Annotated in this window: 13 protein-coding genes; 8 read left to right on the plus strand and 5 right to left on the minus strand. The window is 68.1% G+C overall.

Going from position 1 to position 21,220, the window contains the following annotated elements; translation table 11 throughout:
- Positions 1–189 precede the first annotated feature (189 nt).
- The 3 genes from CFB40_RS26405 to CFB40_RS26415 all read left to right on the plus strand — a co-directional run bounded on the left by CFB40_RS26405 (position 190) and on the right by CFB40_RS26415 (position 9,293).
- Entirely contained in the window at positions 190–6,243 is a 6,054-nt protein-coding gene (locus tag CFB40_RS26405; RefSeq protein WP_089432843.1) for an alpha-2-macroglobulin family protein, read from the plus strand.
- Positions 6,244–6,253: 10 nt separating this feature from the next.
- Positions 6,254–8,503: a penicillin-binding protein 1C gene (gene pbpC / locus CFB40_RS26410; RefSeq protein ID WP_089432844.1), complete on the plus strand. Its 2,250-nt coding sequence runs from the start codon at positions 6,254–6,256 to the stop codon at positions 8,501–8,503.
- A 100-nt stretch (positions 8,504–8,603) separates the two neighbouring features.
- Positions 8,604–9,293 (plus strand): hypothetical protein, encoded by a 690-nt coding sequence (locus CFB40_RS26415; RefSeq protein ID WP_089432845.1) that lies wholly within the window; start codon positions 8,604–8,606, stop codon positions 9,291–9,293.
- Between the two features lie 39 nt (positions 9,294–9,332).
- Here CFB40_RS26415 and CFB40_RS26420 read toward each other — a convergent pair whose 3' ends face one another.
- Together CFB40_RS26420 and CFB40_RS26425 are read right to left on the minus strand one after the other, a co-directional pair.
- Positions 9,333–9,854: a GNAT family N-acetyltransferase gene (locus CFB40_RS26420; protein WP_089433324.1), complete on the minus strand. Its 522-nt coding sequence runs from the start codon at positions 9,852–9,854 to the stop codon at positions 9,333–9,335.
- A gap of 21 nt (positions 9,855–9,875) precedes the next feature.
- Positions 9,876–11,129 (minus strand): multidrug effflux MFS transporter, encoded by a 1,254-nt coding sequence (locus CFB40_RS26425; RefSeq protein WP_089432846.1) that lies wholly within the window; start codon positions 11,127–11,129, stop codon positions 9,876–9,878.
- A gap of 299 nt (positions 11,130–11,428) precedes the next feature.
- On the opposite strand from CFB40_RS26425, the gene CFB40_RS26430 reads away from it, so the two are divergent.
- The gene (locus CFB40_RS26430; RefSeq protein ID WP_089427268.1) at positions 11,429–11,968 is read left to right on the plus strand and encodes a hypothetical protein; all 540 of its coding nucleotides are present in this window, start codon (positions 11,429–11,431) and stop codon (positions 11,966–11,968) included.
- A 75-nt stretch (positions 11,969–12,043) separates the two neighbouring features.
- On the opposite strand, the gene CFB40_RS26435 is transcribed toward CFB40_RS26430, so the two are convergent.
- Complete coding sequence (locus CFB40_RS26435; RefSeq protein WP_089427267.1) at positions 12,044–12,940, minus strand: glutamate/aspartate ABC transporter substrate-binding protein; 897 nt, start codon at positions 12,938–12,940, stop codon at positions 12,044–12,046.
- A 421-nt stretch (positions 12,941–13,361) separates the two neighbouring features.
- Between CFB40_RS26435 and CFB40_RS26440 the strand changes: the two genes are divergently transcribed.
- From CFB40_RS26440 to CFB40_RS26460, 3 genes are all read left to right on the plus strand, one after another.
- Positions 13,362–15,026, plus strand: a complete 1,665-nt coding sequence (locus CFB40_RS26440; RefSeq protein ID WP_089432847.1) for a S8 family peptidase — start codon at positions 13,362–13,364, stop codon at positions 15,024–15,026.
- 718 nt (positions 15,027–15,744) lie between these two features.
- Positions 15,745–18,510 carry a magnesium-translocating P-type ATPase gene (mgtA, locus tag CFB40_RS26455; RefSeq protein ID WP_089432848.1) on the plus strand — a complete coding sequence of 922 codons (2,766 nt, stop codon included), beginning with the start codon at positions 15,745–15,747 and terminating at the stop codon, positions 18,508–18,510.
- 80 nt (positions 18,511–18,590) lie between these two features.
- On the plus strand, positions 18,591–19,334 hold the full coding sequence (locus CFB40_RS26460) for a transporter (protein WP_089427262.1): 744 nt from the start codon (positions 18,591–18,593) through the stop codon (positions 19,332–19,334).
- A gap of 58 nt (positions 19,335–19,392) precedes the next feature.
- Here CFB40_RS26460 and CFB40_RS26465 read toward each other — a convergent pair whose 3' ends face one another.
- Both CFB40_RS26465 and CFB40_RS26470 read right to left on the minus strand, forming a co-directional pair.
- Positions 19,393–19,677, minus strand: coding sequence for a transcriptional regulator (locus CFB40_RS26465; RefSeq protein ID WP_089432849.1), 285 nt, complete (start codon positions 19,675–19,677; stop codon positions 19,393–19,395).
- A gap of 79 nt (positions 19,678–19,756) precedes the next feature.
- Complete coding sequence (locus CFB40_RS26470; protein ID WP_089432850.1) at positions 19,757–20,632, minus strand: LysR family transcriptional regulator; 876 nt, start codon at positions 20,630–20,632, stop codon at positions 19,757–19,759.
- Between the two features lie 51 nt (positions 20,633–20,683).
- Between CFB40_RS26470 and CFB40_RS26475 the strand changes: the two genes are divergently transcribed.
- On the plus strand, positions 20,684–20,983 hold the full coding sequence (locus CFB40_RS26475; protein ID WP_089432851.1) for a hypothetical protein: 300 nt from the start codon (positions 20,684–20,686) through the stop codon (positions 20,981–20,983).
- Positions 20,984–21,220: the final 237 nt, after the last annotated feature.

Raw genomic sequence — 21,220 nt, forward strand, 5'->3', positions numbered from 1 at the left:
ATTAAATGTTCCGCAATCCGAGACAATCGACATTTCGCTGCATTTTTGTGTCGTTGACGCGACAAATCTGCGGCACGCACCTCAGTGTCGCACGCCGACGACACACTGTGCAGTGCGATGCGTGCGCAGGTCGGTCGGTTAGAATCCCGTGCAATCAAACAGAAAGCTTCCCTCCAAGGGCAACGAGCGATGAAGCAGCACGACAAACAGAACAAAGCAAAACGAACCAACCACACCACCCGGCTGCTCTGGCGCATCGGCGCCGTCGCGGCGCTCGGCGGCGCCACGGCGCTGTCGCTGCATGCGGGCGCGGCGCGCACGGTGAGCGTGTCGCCGCAAGGCACCGTCACCGAGGTCCGGCAAACCGTCGTCAAGTTCGACGAACCGATGGTCGCGTTCGGCTCGGCCTCCGCGCCGAATCCGGCACGCGTGACCTGCAACGACTCCACGGCCGCGCGCGGCCAGGGCCACTGGCTCGACGACAAGACCTGGGTTTACGATTTCGAAAACGACCTGCCGCCCGGCGTGCGCTGCTCGGTCGCGCTCAACGACACGTTGCGCTCGGTCGCCGGCAACGCGGCCAGCGGCCCGCGCCGCTTCACGTTCCAGACGGGCGGCCCGTTCCCGGTGAACGTCCGCCCCGGCTCGCGCGAGATCGAGGAGCGGCAGATGTTCGTGCTGAAGCTGAACGGCCCGGCCGAACCGCGCTCGGCGCTCGCGAACATCTGGTGCGAAGCGGCCGGCATCGGCAACCGCATTCCCGTCACGGCCGCCGACGACGATGCGCGCAACGCGCTGCTCGATCACTTCGGCCTGAAGAAGGATGCCGCGCGCGTGCTGACGCTGTCGTGCGCCCAGGCGCTGCCGGCGAGCGCGAAGATGCAGCTCGTGTACGGCAAGGGCGTCACGGGCCCGAGCGGGATCCCGAACGAAACGGAGCGCCGCTTCGATTTCACCGTGCGGGCCCCGTTCGCCGCGAGCTTCTCGTGCGAACGCGAGAACGCGAAGGCGCCCTGCACGCCGCTGCGCCCGCTCACGCTGTCGTTCAACGCGCCGATCTCGCGCAAGCACGCCGAGGCGATCAAGCTGCGCGGCCCTGACGGAACGCTCGCGCCGACCTTCGCGGCCGACGACAAGAGCGAGGAAGTCACCACCGTCACGTTCAACCCGCCGCTGCCCGAACAGGCCGGCCTGACGATCGAACTGCCGTCGGGCCTGCACGACGTGACCGACCGCTCGCTGTCGAACGCCGACCTGTTCCCGCTCGCGACGCGCACCGCGCCGATGCCGCCGCTCGCGAAATTCTCGTCGGGCACCTTCGGGATCGTCGAGCGCTTCGCCGAACCCGATTCGCCCGCGCTCGTGCCCGTCACGCTGCGCAACGTCGAGGCCGACCTGCATATCGACGGCCTCAACACCCAGGGCGCGCAGTTCTCGAACCTGAAGGTCGACGACGACACCGCGATCCGCCAGTGGATGCGCACGGTCGACCGCTTCGACAACTGGTCGATGACGGCCGGCTCGATCGACCGCCAGATTCCCGGCCTGCTCGAACGCAAGGGCCAGCATCCCGTGTACGTGCCGCGCGAAGCCGGCGAAAAGGCGCCCGCGCCGAAGGATCGCCGCATCGACGTGCGTTCGCTGACACTGCTCAAGGGCCAGCCCGGCGTGCAGGCGCTGACGCTGCCGAAGGCGGACCCGAAGGCGCTGCGCCCGTTCGAGGTCGTCGGCGTGCCGATCGACAAGCCCGGCTTCTACGTGCTCGAACTCGCGTCGCCCGCGCTCGGCCGCTCGCTGCTCGCGAAGCCGTCGAGCATGTACGTGCGCACCACGGTGCTCGTCACCAACCTCGGCGTGCACCTGAAACAGGGCCGCGAAAACAACCTCGTGTGGGTCACGACGCTCGACAAGGGCAAGCCGGTGCCGAACGCGCAGATCCGCGTGTCGGACTGCAACGGCGACGAGATCGCGTCCGGCAAGACCGATGCGCAGGGCCTGCTGAAGATCGACGGCGCGTTCGAGTCGAAGCGCGCCTGCAGCTCGTCCGACTCGGAGCAACGCTTCGACGACTACTTCGTGTCGGCCCGCGTGAACGATCCGAAGACGGGCCCCGACATGGCGTTCGTCAGCTCCGGCTGGAACCGCGGAATCGAATCGTGGCGCTTCAACGTGCCGACCGACACGGACAGCGCACGCACCGTGCGCGCGCATACGGTCTTCGACCGCACGCTGCTGCGCGCCGGCGAAACCGTGTCGATGAAGCATTTCATCCGCGCCGAGACGCTGCAGAGCCTCGCGTTCCCGTCGCAATACCCGACGCGCGTGACGATCCGCCATCTCGGCACGGGCCAGACCTACAAGCTGCCGCTCACGTGGGCCGCCGATCACAGCGCGGACACGCAGTTCACGCTGCCGGCCGCCGCGAAGCTCGGCGAATACAGCGTCGAACTCGAAGGCGGCCCGGAAGACGCGCCGACCGCCACCTATTACAGCGGCAGCTTCCGCGTCGAGGCGTTCCGCCTGCCGGTGCTGAAGGGGTCGATCGGCGCGCGCGACGCGCAGAAGAGCCCGCTCGTCGCCGTGAAGGAAGCGCCGCTCGCGGTGCAGATCGACTACGTGTCGGGCGGCGGCGCATCGAACCTGCCGGTGCAGGTATCGGCGCTGATGAAGTGGGCGTCGCCGCCGTTCGCCGATCGCTTCGAGGATTTCAGCTTCACGCCGTATCGCCCCGAAGCGGGCGACGGCAATGCCGACGACGATTCGCAGGACGGCGACAACGCATCGACGTCGAACAACGATCCCGACGCGACGAAGCTGATCGCCGACAAGCTGCCGCTGACGCTCGACCGCAACGGCGCGGGCTCGGTCACGCTCAAGGGCCTGCCCGACGTCGACGCACCGAAGCGCATCGCGCTCGAAGCGACGTTCGCCGACCCGAACGGCGAAGTGCAGACGATTCGCGGCGACACGATCCTGTGGCCGGCCGCGGTGGTGGCCGGCATCAAGGCAGGCCGCTGGGTATCGGTCGGCCAGCGCGTGCCCGTGCAGGCACTGGCGGTCGACCTGCAAGGCAAGCCGCGCGCGTCGGTGCCGATCGAGATCAAGGGCATCGCGCGCATCACGACGTCGTCGCGCAAGCGGATGGTCGGCGGCTTCTATGCGTACGACAACAAGAGCGACACGCGCGACCTCGGCGTGCTGTGCTCGGGCAAGACCGACGACAAGGGCCGCATGGCTTGCGACGCGACGCTCGAACAGGCCGGCAACGTGCAGCTGATCGCGGTCGCCAAGGACGGCGACGGCCGCACGTCGAACGCATCGACGTCGGTGTGGGTCACGCGCGAGGACGAGCTCTGGTTCGGCGGCGACAACACCGACCGGATCGACGTGATCCCCGAGAAAACCGCGTACGAACCAGGCGAAACCGCCCGCTTCCAGGTACGCATGCCGTTCCGCTACGCCACCGCGCTGGTCGCGGTCGAACGCGGCGGCGTGATGGAAACGCACATCGTCGAGCTGAACGGCAAGAACCCGACGGTCGACCTGAAGGTCGGCGAATCGTGGGGGCCGAACGTCTACGTGTCGGTGCTCGCGCTGCGCGGCCGGATTCGCGAAGTGCCGTGGTACTCGTTCTTCACGTGGGGCTGGAAGGCGCCGGTCGAATGGGCGCGCGCGTTCTGGCGCGAAGGCCGTCACTATGAAGCGCCGACCGCGTTCGTCGACCTGTCGAAGCCCGCGTTCCGCTATGGTCTCGGCGAAATCAAGGTCGGCACGGGCGTGCACCGTCTCGGCGTGACCGTGACGACCGACGCGACCCGCTACACGGTGCGCAGCAAGGCGCAGGCGCACGTGAAGGTCACGCTGCCAAACGGCCAACCGGCGCCGGCCGGCACGCAGATCGCGGTCGCGGCCGTCGATGAAGCCCTGCTCGAACTGATGCCGAACAACAGCTGGGACCTGCTCGACGCGATGCTGCGGCGACGCGCGTACGGCGTCGAGACATCCACGGCGCAGATGGAAATCGTCGGCCGCCGCCACTTCGGCCGCAAGGCCGTGCCCGCGGGCGGCGGCGGCGGCAGCGCGCCGACGCGCGAACTGTTCGACACGCTGCTGCTGTGGAATCCGCGCGTGACGCTGGATGCCAATGGCAGCGCGACCGTCGAGGTGCCGCTGAACGACGCGCTCACGCGCTTCCGGATCGTCGCGATCGCGGCGGTCGGCCCCGACCGCTTCGGCACCGGCAGCACGTCGATCCGCAGCACGCAGGATCTGCAGCTGATCTCCGGCCTGCCGCCGCTCGTGCGCGAAGGCGACGCGTTCCGCGCGCAGGTCACGCTGCGCAACACGACCGACCGCGCGATGCAGGTTGTCGTGACGCCGCGCGTGACGGGCCTCGAGGTCGCGCCGCAAACCGTCTCGCTCGCGGCCAACACGGCCACCGAGGTCGCGTGGACGATCACCGTGCCCGAGCAGGCGCTCGACGCGGCCGGTGCGCTGAACTGGCGCATCGAAGCGGCCGAGCAAGGCGGCAAGCGCGCGTCCGACGCGCTGGCGGTCGCGCAGAAGGTCGTGCCCGCGCTGCCGGTCACGGTCCAGCAGGCGACCCTCGCGCAAGTCGACGGCACGCTGACGGTGCCGATCGCCTCCCCGGCCGGCGCCGCGAACAACGCGCAAGGCCTGCCGCGCGGCGGCATCGCCGTGTCGCTGCAGTCGAAGCTCGCCGACGGGCTGCCCGGCGTGAAGCGCTGGTTCGAGCGCTATCCGTACCGCTGCCTCGAACAGCAGACCTCGCGCGCGATCGGCCTGCGCGACCCCGCGCAATGGCAGGCGCTGATCGCCCGCATGCCCGTGTATCTCGACAGCGACGGGCTCGCGAGCTACTTCCCGCCGTCGTCCGACGATTCGCATGCCGGCAGCGCGACGCTGTCGTCGTACCTGCTCGTGGTGTCCGACGAGGCGAGCCGTCTCGACCCGCGCTTCGCGCTGCCGGAAGACCTGCGCACGCAGCTCGAGGCCGGGCTCGCGCGTTTCGTCGACGGCCGCCTCGAACGCAACCCGTGGGCGCCGCGCCAGGATCGCGACCTGCGCAAGCTCGCCGCGATCGAGGCGCTGTCGCGCTACGGCGCCGCGCAGGGCCGCATGCTCGGCTCGATCGAGATCGCGCCGAACCAGTGGCCGACTTCCGCGGTGATCGACTATCACGCGATCCTGACGCGCGTGAAGGACATCCCGCAACGCGACGAGAAACGCGCGCAGGTCGAACAGATCCTGCGGGCACGCCTGACGTACCAGGGCACGCAGCTCGTGTTCTCGACCGCACGCGACGACGACCTGTGGTGGCTGATGACCAGCAACGAGACCAACGCGGCACGGCTCGCGCTGGAATTCGCGGGCGACCCGGCGTGGAAGGACGAGATGCCGCGCGTGACGGCCGGCCTGCTCGCGCTGCAGCGCCAGGGTGCATGGCAGACCACGACGTCGAATGCGCTCGGCCTGCTCGCGGTCGAACGTTTCTCGCGCACCTACGAGAGCACGCCGGTGGCCGGCGCGACGAAGGTCGCGCTCGGCGGCGACGCGCGCACGATCTCGTGGTCGCAGGCATCGGCCCCCGCGTCCTCTCCCGCCGACACGCCGGCGTCGGCCACCCCGGCCACCCGCGCCGCCGCGGCCCGCAGCGTAATGCTGCCGCGGCCGCGCGCGTCGCAGGCGCCGGCCACGCTGTCCGTCACGCAGGACGGCACGGGCCGCCCGTGGGCCACGATCGAAAGCCTCGCGGCGGTGCCGCTGCGTTCGCCGTTCGCGGCCGGCTACCGGATCACGAAGACCGTCACGCCCGTGTCGCCCGCCGTCAAGGGCGTGCTGACGCGCGGCGACGTCGTGCGCATGCATCTCGACATCGATGCGCAGAGCGACATGACCTGGGTCGTCGTCAACGATCCGGTTCCGGCCGGTTCGACGATCCTCGGTTCGGGCCTCGGCCGCGACTCCGAAGCCGCGACCCAGGGCGAGAAGACGCCGGACGGCGCGTGGCCGGCGTTCATCGAGCGCGACTTCGACGGCTACCGCGCGTACTACGACTATCTGCCGAAGGGCAAATTCTCGGTCGAGTACACGGTGCGGCTGAACAACGTCGGCACGTTCGGGTTGCCGCCGACGCGTGTCGAGGCGCTGTACGCGCCGTCCGTGTACGGCCTGTGGCCGAACCCGCCGATGACCGTGAAAGCGGCCGAAGCGGGCAAGTAACGAGCAAGCGATGATCGATCAGGGTTTGCCGCGGCCGGCGCGTTTCGCCGGCCGCGTATTCGTCGCCATCGTGCTGGCCGCACCGCTCGTCGCGCATGCGCTGCCGAGCTACGACGACGTGCGCCGCAACTGGCGCAGCTCCGACTGGGTGCTGCTCGCGCGCGACGGCACGCCGCTGCAGCGCACGCGCGTCGACCTCACCGAGCGGCGCGGCGACTGGGTGTCGCTCGCCGACGTGTCACCCGCGTTTCGCGAGGCGATCGTCGTGTCCGAAGACAAGCGCTTTTATGAGCACAGCGGCGTCGACTGGCGCGGCATCGCCGGCGCCGCGTGGGGCAACCTGTGGAACGAGCGCACGCGCGGCGCGTCGACCGTCACGATGCAGCTCGCCGGGCTGCTCAGCGATTCGCCGCGCCGCTCGGGCCAGCGCTCGCTGCCGCAGAAGGCGTCGCAGGCGGTCAACGCGCTGCTGCTCGAACGCGGCTGGCGCAAGGACCAGGTGCTCGAGGCATACCTGAACCTCGTGCCGTTCCGCGGCGAGACGATCGGCCTTGCCGCGCTGTCGCAGGTGCTGTTCGGCAAGGCGCCGTCGGGCCTCGACGCCCGCGAAGCCGCGATCGCGGCCGCGCTCGTGCGCGCGCCCAACGCAACCTCCGCGAAAGTCGCCGAGCGTGCATGCCGGATCCTGCGCGACATGCATGCCGAGCAGGCCTGCGCGTCGCTCGACGGCTACGTGCAGCTCGTCACCGCGCGCCCGGCCGGCGCCGCGCGCGACGACGGCGCCGCCCTCGCCCCGCACTTCGCGCGACGCATCGCGGCCGAGGTCCGGCCAACGGCCGGCGCGCAGATACGCACGACCCTCGATGCGCCGCTGCAGCGCTTCGCGCGCGACACGCTGGTGCGCGCGCTGACCGAACTCAACGCACCCGCGCACCGGCGCAACGTGCAGGACGGCGCAGTCGTCGTGATCGACAACGCGACCGGCGAGATTCGCGCGTGGGTCGGCTCGTCCGGCGCGCTGTCGGGCGCGCGCGACGTCGATGCCGTGCTCGCGCCGCGCCAGGCCGGCTCGACGCTCAAGCCGTTCCTGTATGCGCAGGCGATCGACGAGAAACGGCTGACGGCCGCGTCGCTGCTCGACGATGCGCCGATCAACCTCGCCGCCGGCGGCGGCCTGTACATTCCGCAGAACTACGACAAGGATTTCAAGGGCTGGGTAAGCGTGCGCAGCGCGCTCGGCGGCTCGCTGAACGTGCCGGCCGTGCGCACGCTCGTGCTCGTCACGCCGCACCGCTTCGCGCGCACGCTGACCGCGCTCGGCCTGCCGCTCGCGCAGGAAGGCGACTACTACGGCTTCAGCCTCGCGCTCGGCAGTGCGGACGTCACGCTGCTGTCGCTGACCAACGCGTACCGCGCGCTTGCGAACGGCGGCGTCGCGCGCAAGGTCATCGACGTGCCGGCGCCGGCGTCCGGTGCAGCCGGCGCATCGGCCGCGTCACCCGCCCGCGCAGCCGACGGCACGCGCGTGTTCAGCGACGCGGCCAGCTTCGTCGTGACCGACATCCTCTCCGACAACAACGCGCGCGTGCGCACGTTCGGCTTCGACAATCCGCTCGCGACGCGCTTCTTCTCGGCGGTCAAGACCGGCACCAGCAAGGACATGCGTGACAACTGGACCGTCGGCTTCACGTCGCGCTATACGGTCGGCGTGTGGGTCGGCAATGCGGACGGCTCGCCGATGTGGGACGTGTCGGGCGTCACGGGCGCGTCGCCGGTGTGGTCGGCCGTCGTCGGCTACCTGCACCGCGACCAGCCGAGCCGTGCGCCGCGCGCGCCGGCCGGCGTCGAGACGCGCCGCATCACGTTCGAACGCGATATCGAACCGTCGCGCAACGAGTGGTTCATCGCGGGAACGGCGGTCGACACGATCCGGCTCGCCGCCCCCGTCACGCCGGGCAAGGACGGCGCGCGCGCGCCGCTGACGATCGGCACGCCGACCGACGGCACGATCTTCGCGATCGATCCGGACATTCCGCCGAAGAACCAGCGGATCTGGTTCGAGCGCTCGGCCGGACGCGCGACGAAGTTCGCGTGGCGGCTCGACGACAAGGTGATCGGGCATGCCGATCGCATCGCGTGGATGCCGTGGCCGGGCCGGCACCGCCTCGAACTCGTCGATGCGCACGGCAAGGTGGCCGATACGATCCGCTTCGAGGTGCGCGGCGCGTTCGCGAAGGCGGCCGCGCGCGGGCCGAACTGACCCAACGGCCAAGCAGCGCCCCGATTCGGGACCTAGAATAGGAACGGCGCCGCATTTTCGGCGCCGACCGGTTGCCCCACTCTCGTCAAGGCCCGCGACCATGAACATTCACCCCAGGCGCTTCATCCGCCCCGCGCTGAGCACCCTCTGCCTCGCCACCCTCGCGACGCTCCAGGCATGCAACGGCGATGCCTGCTTCGGCGTCGATGCCTGCTTCAACAACAACACGCAGACGGTCGCGCTGTCCGGCACGGCCGCGACGGGCGGCGCGCTCGCCAGCGCGCAGGTAACAGTCAGTTGCGCGGCAGGGTCGGCGACGACGCTGACGGATGGCGGCGGCAACTACCGCGTGACGGTCAATGCGGCGCTGCCGTGCGTGATCACCGTGACGTCCGGCGGCACGAGCCTGCATTCGCTCGCGTATGCGGGCGGCACGTTCAATACGACGCCCGAGACCGAGCTGATGCTGGTCTATCTCGCCGCCCAGCTCGGTACGAACACGGCCACCTTGATCGGCAATTTCCAGGGGAATTCGCGCTATCAGCAGGCGATGAACAGCGCGAACACCGTACAGGCCGCGCAATCGGCCGTGGTGACGAACCTGCAGCAGCGCTATTCGGTGGCGCTCACCACGCCGGCGTTCCTGACCACATCGTTCACGGTGGGGCAACCGGGTGTCGACAGCGATCTCGTCGCCCTCGCGAAAGCCGGTGCAATCGACTCGAACGGGATGCCGGATCCGGCGGCCGTATCGCTGCTGACGCAGGCCGGCGCGGCGCATCCGCTGTAGGCGGCCGGCGGCGGGAAGAAGATCGCCCGGTATCGGGCGTCAGGGGCGCGCTTGGGGCTTGCCGTCGGCCAGCAGCGCCCACCGTTCGTGGTCGCGCCATTCGCCGCCGATGCGCAGATAGCGCGGCGAAAAACCCTCTTTCGTGAAACCGAGCCGCCGAACCAGCGCAATCGACGCGTGGTTGCCGGGCTGGATGTTCGCTTCGAGCCGATGCAGCCCGAGTTCGCCGAACGCGACGCCGATCGCCGCGCGCAGGGCTTCGGTCATCAGCCCTGTACGGCTGAATTCCACCATCCCGTAGTACCCGAGATACGCGCTCTGGAACACGCCGCCGACGATCTCGTTGAGGTTCACCACGCCGACCACCGCCCCGGACGTGCGTTCGCGTGCGACGAGGCCGACGTTCGGCCCCGTGAGGCAGCGGCCGAACCACTGGTCGAATCCCGCCTGGTCGGTGAACGAATCGACCCACGGGAGATGGTGGCTCCGGCTCGCGCGGTTGGCGGCGAGCAGGTCAGCGGCGTCGGTACGGGCGACGCGGTTCAGCAGGATCGGGCTCACGGCCCGGTCGACAGGCGGCACTTACGCGGCCTCTTCGCGGCCGCACGCGACGGGCGCGGCCTGCGCCTGCTGCTGCGACAGGTATCGCAACAGCTTGGTGACCATCCACACGACGATGCACGACAGCACGACGAAGAACACCGCGAGCGGCGTCATCACGTGAATCGACACGAAGCCGGCCAGCCCCATCATCGCGGACGACACCAGCAGCAGCGCGCATCCGAGGATCGCGCTCGTCAGGCCGGCGATATGCGGAAACAGCGAATTGCCCTTGGCCATCAGCGTCGGATACATCGCGCCCGCGCAGAAACCCATCACGAGCACCGGCGTCGCGAGCGTCCAGACGCGCAACCCGACGGTCAGCGCCAGCACCAGCATCGCGACCGACGCGCCGGCCATCACGCGCGCGCCGATGCGCAGCCGTTGCTCGGCGCTCGGCAGCCCGGGCCGGTGAATCCGGTTCGACAGGCCGCCGAGGAAATACATCAACCCGATCCCGAGCGCGAGATAGCCGAAGAAAGTCGGCGGCTTGTGCAGCGTGGTCTGCACCATGAACGGCCCGACGATGTTGAACACGAGCAGGATGCTGTAGCACAGCCCCTGTGCGAGGAAGCAGCTCTGGAACACCGGGCTCGCCAGCACCTTGCCCGCATTCGTCATCAGCGTGCGCGGCTCGAGATGCACGGGTTTCGGCAAGGTTTCGCGGTAACGCCACAGCAGCGCCCACATCACCAGCGAGTACACGAGCAGGAACACGAGGCATGCGCGCCAGCCGAACCATTCCTGCAGGTGCGCGCCGATCACCGGTGCGACGATCGGTGCCAGCCCCCACGCGATCGACATGTACGTAAACGCGTGCATCAGCGCCTGGCCGGCGAACGAATCGGTGATGATCGCCTTCGCGAGCAGGTTGGTGGTCGCGATCCCGAAGCCCTGCAGGCAGCGCGCGAGCACGAACGTCTCCAGGTTCTGCGCGCCGAGCGACAGCAGGCAGCCGATCGTGTAGATCACGAGCCCGAACGCGAGCACACGCTTGCGCCCGTAGGCATCCGCGACCGGCCCGAAAATCAGCTGGCCGAGCGCGTAGGCCGCCATGTAGCCGGACACGCTCGACTGGATCGCCTGCGGCGTGGTGGCGAACGAACGTGCCATGTCGGGCAGCGCGGGCACGTAGATGTCGATCGCGAGCTGGCCGGCGGACGCGAACAGGCAGATCAGGAACAGCAGGAAACGCGGCGAATTCGACTCGCGCGCGGGGGTGAGCGTGGCGTTCATGACGACGGGGAAGGAGGTCGGACAGCAGCGGCGCAGCCGTGCGATGTTCGAATGGCGAACACGCGTGCGTGTCGCGGCGAATTCCGTATTGTGCCTGTTGTTGCATCGGGCGACAGGATTCCCCTGGCACGGGCGAGGTTGAATGCCGATTGCGGAGCGTCCTGACCTGCGCTGACCGGGCCGGCCGGCGGCGGTTTTAATGTTGATTTAAGCCGACGGCTGCATTGTCCCGAATGGCTCACTCCGTGAGCCGCACGTCATTGTTGATTCGATCAGTCTCGTTTGATGGAGATACGAAGATGCGATTCCGTTCGTATATGGCGGCGGGCGCGCTGGCGCTGGTGCCCGTGTTCGCCCTGGCCGGGCAGGCCGGCGCGGCGGCCGCCCAACCGATGTTCGTCAACGTCGACGGGCAGGCCGTGCCCGTGAAAGCCGAAACGCGCGTCGTCCAGACGGCCGTCGGCCCGATGAAGGTCAGCACGTGGAGCTGGCACAGCCCGCAAGGCGGCGCGAGCTTCGAGATGCAGACGTCGTCGTCGGGCGGCCTGCCGCCCGCGGCAGCGTTGCGGCAAATGCAGGCCGCGCAGTACCGGATGCAGGCGGCTCAGGCGCAGATGGTCGCGATGCAGCAGCAGATGATGGCGCTCCAGCACATCGCGCTCGCCAATGCGTTCGCGATGCCGGTGCCGCAGCCCGTCGGCTTCGCGATGGCGCCGTGGGCCATGCCCGAGCCGGTGCTCGTCATCGTGCCGGCGCAGCCGTCGGTGCGTTCGACGGCCCCGGCAACGCCGGCCGCCCCTGCCGCCCCCGCCGCGCGCGGCGCGGAAATCAAGGCCTGACACGCTTCGCCGCGCTCGGCGCGGCGCGCTCGAACCGCCAGCATACGCCGGCGGTTTTTCATTGCGACGGCCGAATCAATACTGCGCCTGATCCGTTGGATTCCTGAACAGCTGCTTCATCTCCGCCGACAGCGGATAGTTCAGGCTCACGCCCTTGGGCGGAATCGGCTGCGTGAACCACTGGTTGTAGAGCTTCTCGGCCGCGCCCGACGTCTGCATCTTCGCGATCACGCCGTCGACCACGTGCTTGAACGCCGGATCGTCCCTGCGCATCATGCACGCGTAGTTCTCGTGGACGAGCGGCGTGCCCGTCACCGTGTACGCGCCCGGGTTGCGGTCCTTCGCGATCTCGCCGTACAGCAGCGGCTCGTCCATCACGAACGCCACCGCGCGCCCGGTCGTGACGTTCATGAACGCTTCGGCATGATCCTTCGCGCTGATGATCGTCATGTTCATCGCCTTCTCTTCGTTGAGCTTGCGCAGCAGGCGCTCGTCCGACGTGCCGGCCGTCGTCGCGACCGTCTTGCCGGCCAGGTCCGCGAAGTCCTTCACGCCGGAATCCTTGCGCGTGCTGAAGCGGATGCCATACAGAAAGATGCTGTTCGAGAACGCAGCCTGCTTCTGCCGTTCGAGCGTGTTGGTCGTCGATCCGCATTCGAAATCGATCGTCCCGTTCTGCAACAGCGGAATCCGGTTCTGCGACGTGATCGGGATTTCCTTCACGGCGAGGTTCGGCGCGTTCAGTTCCGTCTTCAACTGATCGATGATGCGCGACGCGATGTCCCGCGAATAGCCGATGTTCTTCTGCTGGTTGTCCGAATACGAGAACGGCACCGACGATTCGCGAATGCCCAGCGACACGACACCCGTGTCCTTGATCTTCTTCAGCGTGCCGGTGAGGGCCTGCGCGTGCGCGGTGCCCGCCAGCGCACAGGACAGCGCGACGGCCAGCCAGCGTAAGCGGCGATCCATGCTTTTCTCCTGACGAAACGTTGGTCGAATCGCGATCGTACGCCCGACAAAATTCGCGTCGCATCAGGGAAAGCGTCATCAACCTTCCGCCGCGGCCGGGCCATGAAAGATGTTTTCCGTACCGCGCAAACGCGCCCGCGCCGCCCGTGTCGCCCGACCGGCCGCACACGGACTCGCCCCACCTTTTGTGCCACGCGTTCCAAACACGCGTTCATGCTGCAACGCAGCAACGTAATCGTTTGCGCCCACCCCGGTTTTTCTCGTGAAACGCACTCAAGAAGCCGCCGCGTCGGCCGTTACCCAGTGCATGGCGCGTCGCAGCAACCTGGCTGCAACCGTCAGACAAAAAAGACAAGGTCCGGGTCAGCCGGACCAGCGCCACCGCCGGCACGACGGTCATCTACGAGGATCGAGTTTCAACATGAGAACCACGCGTTTCAATTTTGCGCTGGCGCGCTCCGCACATGCGCGCATGCTCGCCGGCATGCTGTCCGCCGCCGCCCTCCTGCCCCTCGCCGGTTGCGGCGGCGGAGGCGGCGGCGACGGCAGCAACCCGTCTTCTTCCAACGCAGCGCCTGCCCCTGCCCCTGCCCCTGCCCCCACGCCGTCTCCCGCGCCGTCCAATCCCACGAACCCGCCCACGTCGTCCGGCAGCAATGCGTGCACGACGCAGCAGGCCGCCGTGCAGATGGCCGCACAGACCGCGCCGACCGAACCGCCGATCGATCACCTGATCGTCAAGCTGAAGACGCTGACGGCCACGCGTGCGATGGCCGCCATCGACAACGGGACGCGGCTCGACGCAGTGATCCAGCGCTCGCTGACGCGCTGGACGGCGCCGATCGCCGGCAGCGCACGTGCGTATGCAAGCACGGTCGGGCAAACGCCGGTGAACGTGCAGGTCGAGCGGACGATCTCGAACGGCGCGACCGTGCTGTCGCTCGGCCAGCGCATGGCCGCCACCGACGCAGCCGCGCTCGCGCAGGCATTCGCAGCCGATTCCGACGTCGACTACGCGGAACCGGATCATCCGATGCAGATCCGCGACACGCCGAGCGACCCGCTCTACAGCCAGCAGTGGTACCTGTCCGACCCGACCGCAGGGATCAACCTGCCGCCCGCGTGGAACGCGACCAAGGGTTCGCCGACCGTCGTCACGGCCGTACTCGACACGGGCTACCGGCCGCACGCCGACCTCGTCGGCAACATCCTGTCCGGCTACAGCTTCATCAGCAACGTCAACACCAGCAACAACGGCCTGACCCGCAGCCCTGACGCGACCGACCCGGGCGACTGGGTCACGCAGCAGGAACTCGACAACGCAAACGGTCCGTACTATCACTGCGCGAGCCAGCCGAGCGACAGCAGCTGGCACGGCACGCGCGTGATGGGCGTGATCGGCGCGACCGCCAACAACGGCACCGGCATCGCCGGCGTGTCGTGGCTCGGCCAGATCCTGCCGGTGCGCGTGCTCGGCAAGTGCGGCGGCACGACGAGCGACATCGCCGACGGGATGCGCTGGGCCGCCGGCATCGCGGTGAACGGCGTGCCGAACAACCCGCGCCCCGCAAAGGTCATCAACCTGAGCCTCGGTGGGGTCGGCGCGTGCAGCTCGACGTTCCAGCAGGCCATCGACGACGTGACCGCGAAGGGCGTGACCGTCATCGTCGCCGCGGGCAACGACGGCCTGTCGACCGGGCTCGACCAGCCCGCGAACTGCCGCGGCGTGATCAGCGTCGGCGCCACCGACGCGACCGGCCGCCGCGCGTCGTTCAGCAACTTCGGCCCCGATGTCTCGCTGAGCGCGCCGGGCGTCAACATCCTGTCGACGTCGAATACCGGCACGACGACCCCGGGCTCGGACACCTACGGCCTCGCGAACGGCACCAGCCTCGCCACGCCGCAAGTGACGGGGGTTGCCGCGCTGATGTTGTCGGTGAACGGCAACCTCACGCCCGCGCAGATCCAGCAGAAGCTGCAGGGCGGCACGCGCACGGCCAAGCTCGCGGCCGGCACGTCGTGCACCGCGATGCCGGCGGGCTCGGGCATCCTCGATGCAGGGGCCGCCGTCGCATCGGCCCACTAATACGCCACCTGCTTCGACACGGCCGCGCGCATGCCGATATCGCATGCGCGCGGCCGTTTCATTGGCGTCGATCCGACGGCGCGCCGCGCACCCCTCATCCCGATTACGTTTCTCGAAATAACGACTGACAAAAGGGTTGACGCTTCGCACAGCGACCCATTACCATCGCTCCCGTCTAATTACATGGAGTGTTCTGTGAACACCGATGCGAGTTGTAGTTGGTGCTTGACCAACTCGACTGCTGCCTGAGGAAAACGCGCAGAGCCTCGTCTTCTGCCGCATCCCGGGAAGCAGGATGCGGCGTCCTTCCGGCCTGACTTGACTGGCCAGATCTCCCGCCGAATTTTCATTATTGTCGAATGCACGCGATGCGCCGTCGCGCGCGTGCGTTCGTGTTGCGCGCAGCGTCAGCTGCGTGCGTTTTCCGTTCGCGTGCCGTCCGGCCGCGCGCCTTCGTGCGTGCGTCGCTGTCGATCGCCCGTGCCGATTATCCACAACCGACAGGAGTGCAGATGAACTCAGACGACAGTAGTCGATTACCGCTCGCCGGTGCGACGCCGCGCATCGCCCCTCCGGCCGCACCGCACGCGCCGGCGAGCGTTCCCGCCTTCCCCGATCCACAGCCGATCGCGCCTGACGCGACGCGGCGGGGAGCGCTCGTGCGTCGATAACGTCACGGTCGCTCCCCGCCCGCCGCCTCGTGCGCTAGGAGCGACTCATGACAACACGACACAACACATCGCAAAAGAAACAGCGCGGCTTCATCAAGGCCGGCGGCGCCCAGCAGAACGACCCGCGCATCATGCGCGCCGCGCAGGAAGCGGCCCGTCCGCTCGAAGAGACGCTGAAGTCGCTGAACACCAGTACGCGCGGCCTCACCTACGACCAGGCCGCCGACCGCCTGCAGCACTACGGCCCGAACGAAATCGCGCACGACAAGCCGCCGCACTGGACCCGCCAGCTGCTGCTCTCGTTCCACAACCCGTTCGTCTACGTGCTGCTGGTACTCGCCGCCATCAGCTTCTTCACCGACGTCTACTTCGCGGCGCCCGACGATCGCGACTACGTGGGCATGACGATCCTGCTGACGATGGTCACGATCAGCGCGCTGCTGCGCTTCGTGCAGGAATTCCGTTCGCTGCGCGCGGCCGAGAAGCTGAAGGCGATGGTCCGCACGACGGCCACCGTGCAGCGTGCCATAACCGACACGTCCGAGCCGACACGCCGCGAGGTGCCGATGCGCGAAGTCGTGGCCGGCGACATCGTGCACCTGTCGGCCGGCGACATGATCCCGGCGGACGTGCGCCTGCTCGCGTCGCGCGACCTGTTCATCAGCCAGGCCGTGCTGACCGGCGAGGCGCTGCCCGTCGAGAAGTACGACACGCTCGGCGCGGTCGCCGGCAAATCCGCCGGCACGCGCGCGGCCGACTCCGCGACCGATACGTCGGCATCGCTGCTCGATCTCGAGAACGTCTGCTTCATGGGCACCAACGTCGTCAGCGGCACGGCGACGGCCGTCGTCGTCGCGACCGGCGAGGACACCTATTTCGGCTCGCTCGCGCGCAACGTCGTGAGCCACAAGCGCATCGAGACGAGCTTCGACCGCGGCGTCGCGAGCGTGAGCTGGCTGCTGATCAAGTTCATGTTCGTGATGGTGCCGATCGTGTTCATGATCAACGGGTTGACCAAGGGCGACTGGCTGAGCGCGCTCACGTTCGCCCTCGCGGTGGCCGTGGGCCTCACGCCCGAAATGCTGCCGATGATCGTCAGCGCGAACCTCGCGCGCGGCGCGGTGGCGATGGCGCGCCGCAAGGTCGTCGTCAAGCGGCTGAACTCGGTGCAGAACTTCGGCGCGATGGACGTGCTGTGCACCGACAAGACCGGCACACTCACGCAGGACAAGATCATCCTCGAACATCACCTCGACCTGTCGGGCTACAAGGACGAGGAGATCCTGCGGCTCGGCTGGCTGAACAGCTTCCACCAGAGCGGCCAGAAGAACCTGATCGACATCGCGGTCGTCGCGCGTGCCGACGAGATCGGCGAGCGCGTGAAGCCGCAGGGCTACAAGAAGATCGACGAACTGCCGTTCGACTTCGTGCGGCGCCGCCTGTCGGTCGTCGTCGAGGACAGGCACGGCACGCACCTGCTGATCTGCAAGGGTGCGGTCGAGGAAATGCTGGCCGTCTCCACGCACGTGCAGGACGAGGACGGCGTGCGCCCGCTCGACTTCGTCGCGCGCAAGCGGCTGCTCGAACAGGCGAGCGCGTACAACGAGGACGGCTTCCGCGTGCTCGTGCTCGCCACGCGCACGATCCCGCGCGGCGACGAGCGCCAGCAGTACCGCACCGCCGACGAACACGACCTCGTCGTGCGCGGCTTCCTGACCTTCCTCGATCCGCCGAAGGAATCGGCCGCGCCGGCGCTCGCCGCGCTGCGCGAAAACGGCGTCGCGGTGAAGGTGCTGACGGGCGACAACCCGGTCGTCACGATGAAGGTGTGCCGCCAGGTCGGCCTCGAGCCCGGCAAGCCGATCCTCGGCACGGAAATCGAAGCGCTCGACGACGCGACGCTCGCGGAAGTCGTCGAACGCACGACCGTGTTCGCGAAGCTCACGCCGCTGCAGAAGGCGCGCATCGTCAAGGCGCTGCAGGCGAACGGCCACACGGTCGGCTTCCTCGGCGACGGCATCAACGATGCGCCCGCGCTGCGCGACGCCGACGTCGGCATCTCGGTCGACAGCGGCGCCGACATCGCGAAGGAAACCGCGGACATCATCCTGCTCGAAAAGAGCCTGATGGTGCTCGAGGAAGGCGTGATCAAGGGCCGCGAGACGTTCGGCAACATCCTGAAGTACCTGAACATGACCGCCAGCTCGAACTTCGGCAACGTGTTCTCGGTGCTCGTCGCCAGCGCGTTCCTGCCGTGGGAGCCGATGCTCGCGACGCAGCTGCTCGTGCTGAACCTGATCTACGACACGTCGCAGATGCTGCTGCCGTGGGACAAGATGGATCCCGAGTTCCTGAAGAAGCCGCGCAAGTGGGAAGCCGGCAACATCAGCCGCTTCATGCTGTGGGTCGGGCCGACGTCGTCGGTGTTCGACATCACGACGTACATCCTGATGTGGACGGTGTTCGGCGCGGGTGCGATGTATCACCTGAACGGCGGCACCGGCGGCCAGATCGTGATGAACTCGGGCTGGTTCATCGAGAGCCTGGTCTCGCAGACGCTCGTCGTGCACCTGCTGCGCACGCAGAAGATCCCGTTCCTGCAGAGCACGGCCGCGCTGCCGGTGCTGCTGTCGACGTTCACCGCGATCGCGATCGGCTGCTGGCTGCCGTTCTCGCCGTTCGCCGAATCCCTCGGCTTCATGCACCTGCCGGGCACCTTCTGGCTGTGGCTCGCCGCGACGATGGTCGGCTACATCCTGCTCGCGCAGATCGTCAAGACGATCTACGTGCGCCGCTACAAGCAGTGGTTCTGAACGTCTTCGCTTGACGACCTGCCGGCCTGCGCCTCCCTGGGCGCAAGCCGGCAGGCACGCCACGCATCTCGGGTGACACGATGAAAAGAATGCTTCCGCTCGCAGCCGCGAGCGCCTTCCTCGCGCCGTTCGATGCGCTCGCCACCCATCCGCTCGTCAGCGACGACACGGGCACGCAGGGCAACGCGAACTGGCAGTTCGAATTCAACGCCGAGGAAACCTCGAAACAGGAAGAAAACGGCCGCCACCAGCTGTGGAACGCGACGCTCACGCGCGGGTTCGGCGAACACGTCGATCTCTACGTGAACGCGCCGTACACGCATCTGCAAACACGCACCGATGAAAACGGCGCCGGAATCGGCGATGTCGAGATCGGCATGAAATGGCGGTTCGTCGAGCGCGGCCCGCTGTCGATCGCGCTGAAGCCGAAACTGACCGCGCCGACCGGCAACGACCGGCGCGGCCTCGGCACCGGCCGCGTGGGCGCCGGCGCAACGCTGCTCGCGCAGCTCGACGTCGCGCGGTTTTCGTTCCTCGCGAATGCGGGCATGACGTACCAGCCGAATCGCCAGGGCGACCTGACGTCGATCTGGGCCGTGTCCGGCGCGGCGATCTACAAGGCGACCGACACGTTGCAGATCGTGGCCGACATCGGCACGTCGCGCCACACGGAAAGCGGTGCCGGCGCGAATCCCGCTTTCGTGATCGCGGGCGCGATCTATTCGCCGAAGCCGTGGCTCGATCTCGACCTCGGCTACCGGCGCGGGCTGAACGACCAGACCTACGATCATTCAGTGATGGGCGGCGTGACGGTGCGGTGGTAACGCATCGACGCCGCGCGTCGAACCGCAAGACGACGGGCCGCTTCCAGCGGCCCGTTTTTCATTGCGCGTCGTTCGCGCCGAACAGTTGCGCGCACACCGCGCGCCCTTCGTCGGTCAGCGCGGCGCTGCCGGTACCGTCCTCGTTCAGCGTCGTCGCGCTCAGGCCTACGGCGTCGAGCTGCGTGAGCACGCGGCGCAGCGTGCTCATCGGCAGTTGCGTGCGTTTCGCGATCTTCGGCAGCGACCAGGCCTTGCCGGCCGGATCGCCCGCGGCGTCGTTCAGTGTCGCGAGCGTCGCGACGAGTGCGGGATCGAGCGGGGCGTCGTCGGATTCTGAAGTCATGGGTGGTGGTTGGTGAGCGAGACTGGGGCTGGCGATCGGGCGACCGCTGCCGGCTGAGGACACTATACCGCTTCGTCCGTCATGCATTCTTGATCGCGGCACGCATGAACGACACGAAGCGTGTGGTGACGGGATCGTCACGATCCGACAGCCATGCGAGCCCGACGCGCCACTTCGCATCCTTGCCGTCGAGCGGCAATACCGTCGCGTCGCGCAGCAGATATTGCGCACGCGACGGAATGAACGCGACGCCCGCGCCGGCCGCGACCGACGCGAGCACCGACTGCACGTCTTCGGCCTGCTGCGTCACGTGCGGCACGAAGCGGCGCTCGACGCACCACCGGTCGACCTGCGCGGCCAACCCTTGGCCGCGTGCGCGCTGCAATGCGATGAAGCCGATCTCGTTGAGCGTGCCGAGATCGGCCGGCACGCGCTTCAGGCCGAGATGCGGCGGCACCGCCAGCGCCAGCGCCTCGTCGATCACCTTGAACGACGACAAACCTTCGTCCGACGGCAGGCGCAGGAATCCCGCATCGAGCTTGCCCGCGCGCAACCGGCGCGTCTGCTCCGCGGACGACAGGTCGCTCAACGTCACGGCAATGCCGGGATTCCGGCTGCGAAATTCCGCGACGAGCTTCGGGACGAGCGTCAGCACCGACAGGCAGATGCCCAGCCGCAAATGACCGCGCTGCCCGCTCGACAGCTCACGCGCGCGCACGAGAATCTCGTCCGCATCGCGCACCAGCGCCTGCGCATCCGGCAGGAAACGCTCGCCGAACGCAGTGAGCTCAGCGCCGTGCCGGCCGCGCTCGAACAGCTTGCCGCCGAGGCTCGCCTCGAGCGCGCCGATCTGCTTGCTCAGTGCCGGCTGGCTCATGTGCAGCGCATCGGCCGCGCGGCTGAAATGGCACAGCTCAGTGACCGTCAGGAAGGTTCGCAGCAGTTTCAATTCCATTCTTAAAAGGAATCGTAACGATCGAAACATTCATTTTACCGATCGAATGCGATGGCGTTCAATACGGACATGCCCTTTCAGGAATCGACCGTCATGTCTGTAGATCTCATCTGTGAATGTCCGCCCGACGACACGTCGTGCGCACCGGCCGCCCTCGATGAGCGCGCCGCAACGGCTGATCCGCGCGCTCCGAAGCGTCGTGCCGAACGCGCCGACGGCCGCGGCCGCCGCTTTCGTTTCGGCGATGCGGTGGACGCGATGAGCGCGATGAACGACGCACCGCCGCGCCCCGTGACGGGTTCGATCGCGATCAGCTTCGCGGTGGTGTCGCGGCGCAACTGGCCGCGTTGAGCATCGGCGCTATCGATCCACGATCGCGCCGCGTATCGCGTCATATATCGCGCGACCGCAAGCGCGCAGGCCGCTGCGCCCTCCTCGAATCACCGATCAGCGTCGCCCAATTTCACCGAATCGCGCATCTTTTCCCGCCTTCAATCGTCATCGCTCCGCGATCGACCGTATAATTTTCCGCATCCCGCTGACCGCCCACGCATTTCACGCCGCCTCGCCACGCGTGACAAGGAGACT

It is taken from the genome of Burkholderia sp. AU31652 (assembly GCF_002223155.1).
GTDB lineage: Bacteria > Pseudomonadota > Gammaproteobacteria > Burkholderiales > Burkholderiaceae > Burkholderia.

What these genes read in the sequence shown, in the direction of transcription:
- pbpC (WP_089432844.1), top strand. Translation starts at nt 6,254, where the DNA reads ATGATCGATCAGGGTTTGCCGCGGCCGGCGCGTTTCGCCGGCCGCGTA.
- CFB40_RS26405 (WP_089432843.1), top strand. Translation starts at nt 190, where the DNA reads ATGAAGCAGCACGACAAACAGAACAAAGCAAAACGAACCAACCACACC.
- mgtA (WP_089432848.1), top strand. Translation starts at nt 15,745, where the DNA reads ATGACAACACGACACAACACATCGCAAAAGAAACAGCGCGGCTTCATC.
- CFB40_RS26430 (WP_089427268.1), top strand. Translation starts at nt 11,429, where the DNA reads ATGCGATTCCGTTCGTATATGGCGGCGGGCGCGCTGGCGCTGGTGCCC.
- CFB40_RS26415 (WP_089432845.1), top strand. Translation starts at nt 8,604, where the DNA reads ATGAACATTCACCCCAGGCGCTTCATCCGCCCCGCGCTGAGCACCCTC.
- CFB40_RS26475 (WP_089432851.1), top strand. Translation starts at nt 20,684, where the DNA reads ATGGCGTTCAATACGGACATGCCCTTTCAGGAATCGACCGTCATGTCT.
- CFB40_RS26425 (WP_089432846.1), bottom strand. Translation starts at nt 11,129, where the DNA reads ATGAACGCCACGCTCACCCCCGCGCGCGAGTCGAATTCGCCGCGTTTC.
- CFB40_RS26460 (WP_089427262.1), top strand. Translation starts at nt 18,591, where the DNA reads ATGAAAAGAATGCTTCCGCTCGCAGCCGCGAGCGCCTTCCTCGCGCCG.
- CFB40_RS26435 (WP_089427267.1), bottom strand. Translation starts at nt 12,940, where the DNA reads ATGGATCGCCGCTTACGCTGGCTGGCCGTCGCGCTGTCCTGTGCGCTG.
- CFB40_RS26470 (WP_089432850.1), bottom strand. Translation starts at nt 20,632, where the DNA reads ATGGAATTGAAACTGCTGCGAACCTTCCTGACGGTCACTGAGCTGTGC.
- CFB40_RS26440 (WP_089432847.1), top strand. Translation starts at nt 13,362, where the DNA reads ATGAGAACCACGCGTTTCAATTTTGCGCTGGCGCGCTCCGCACATGCG.
- CFB40_RS26465 (WP_089432849.1), bottom strand. Translation starts at nt 19,677, where the DNA reads ATGACTTCAGAATCCGACGACGCCCCGCTCGATCCCGCACTCGTCGCG.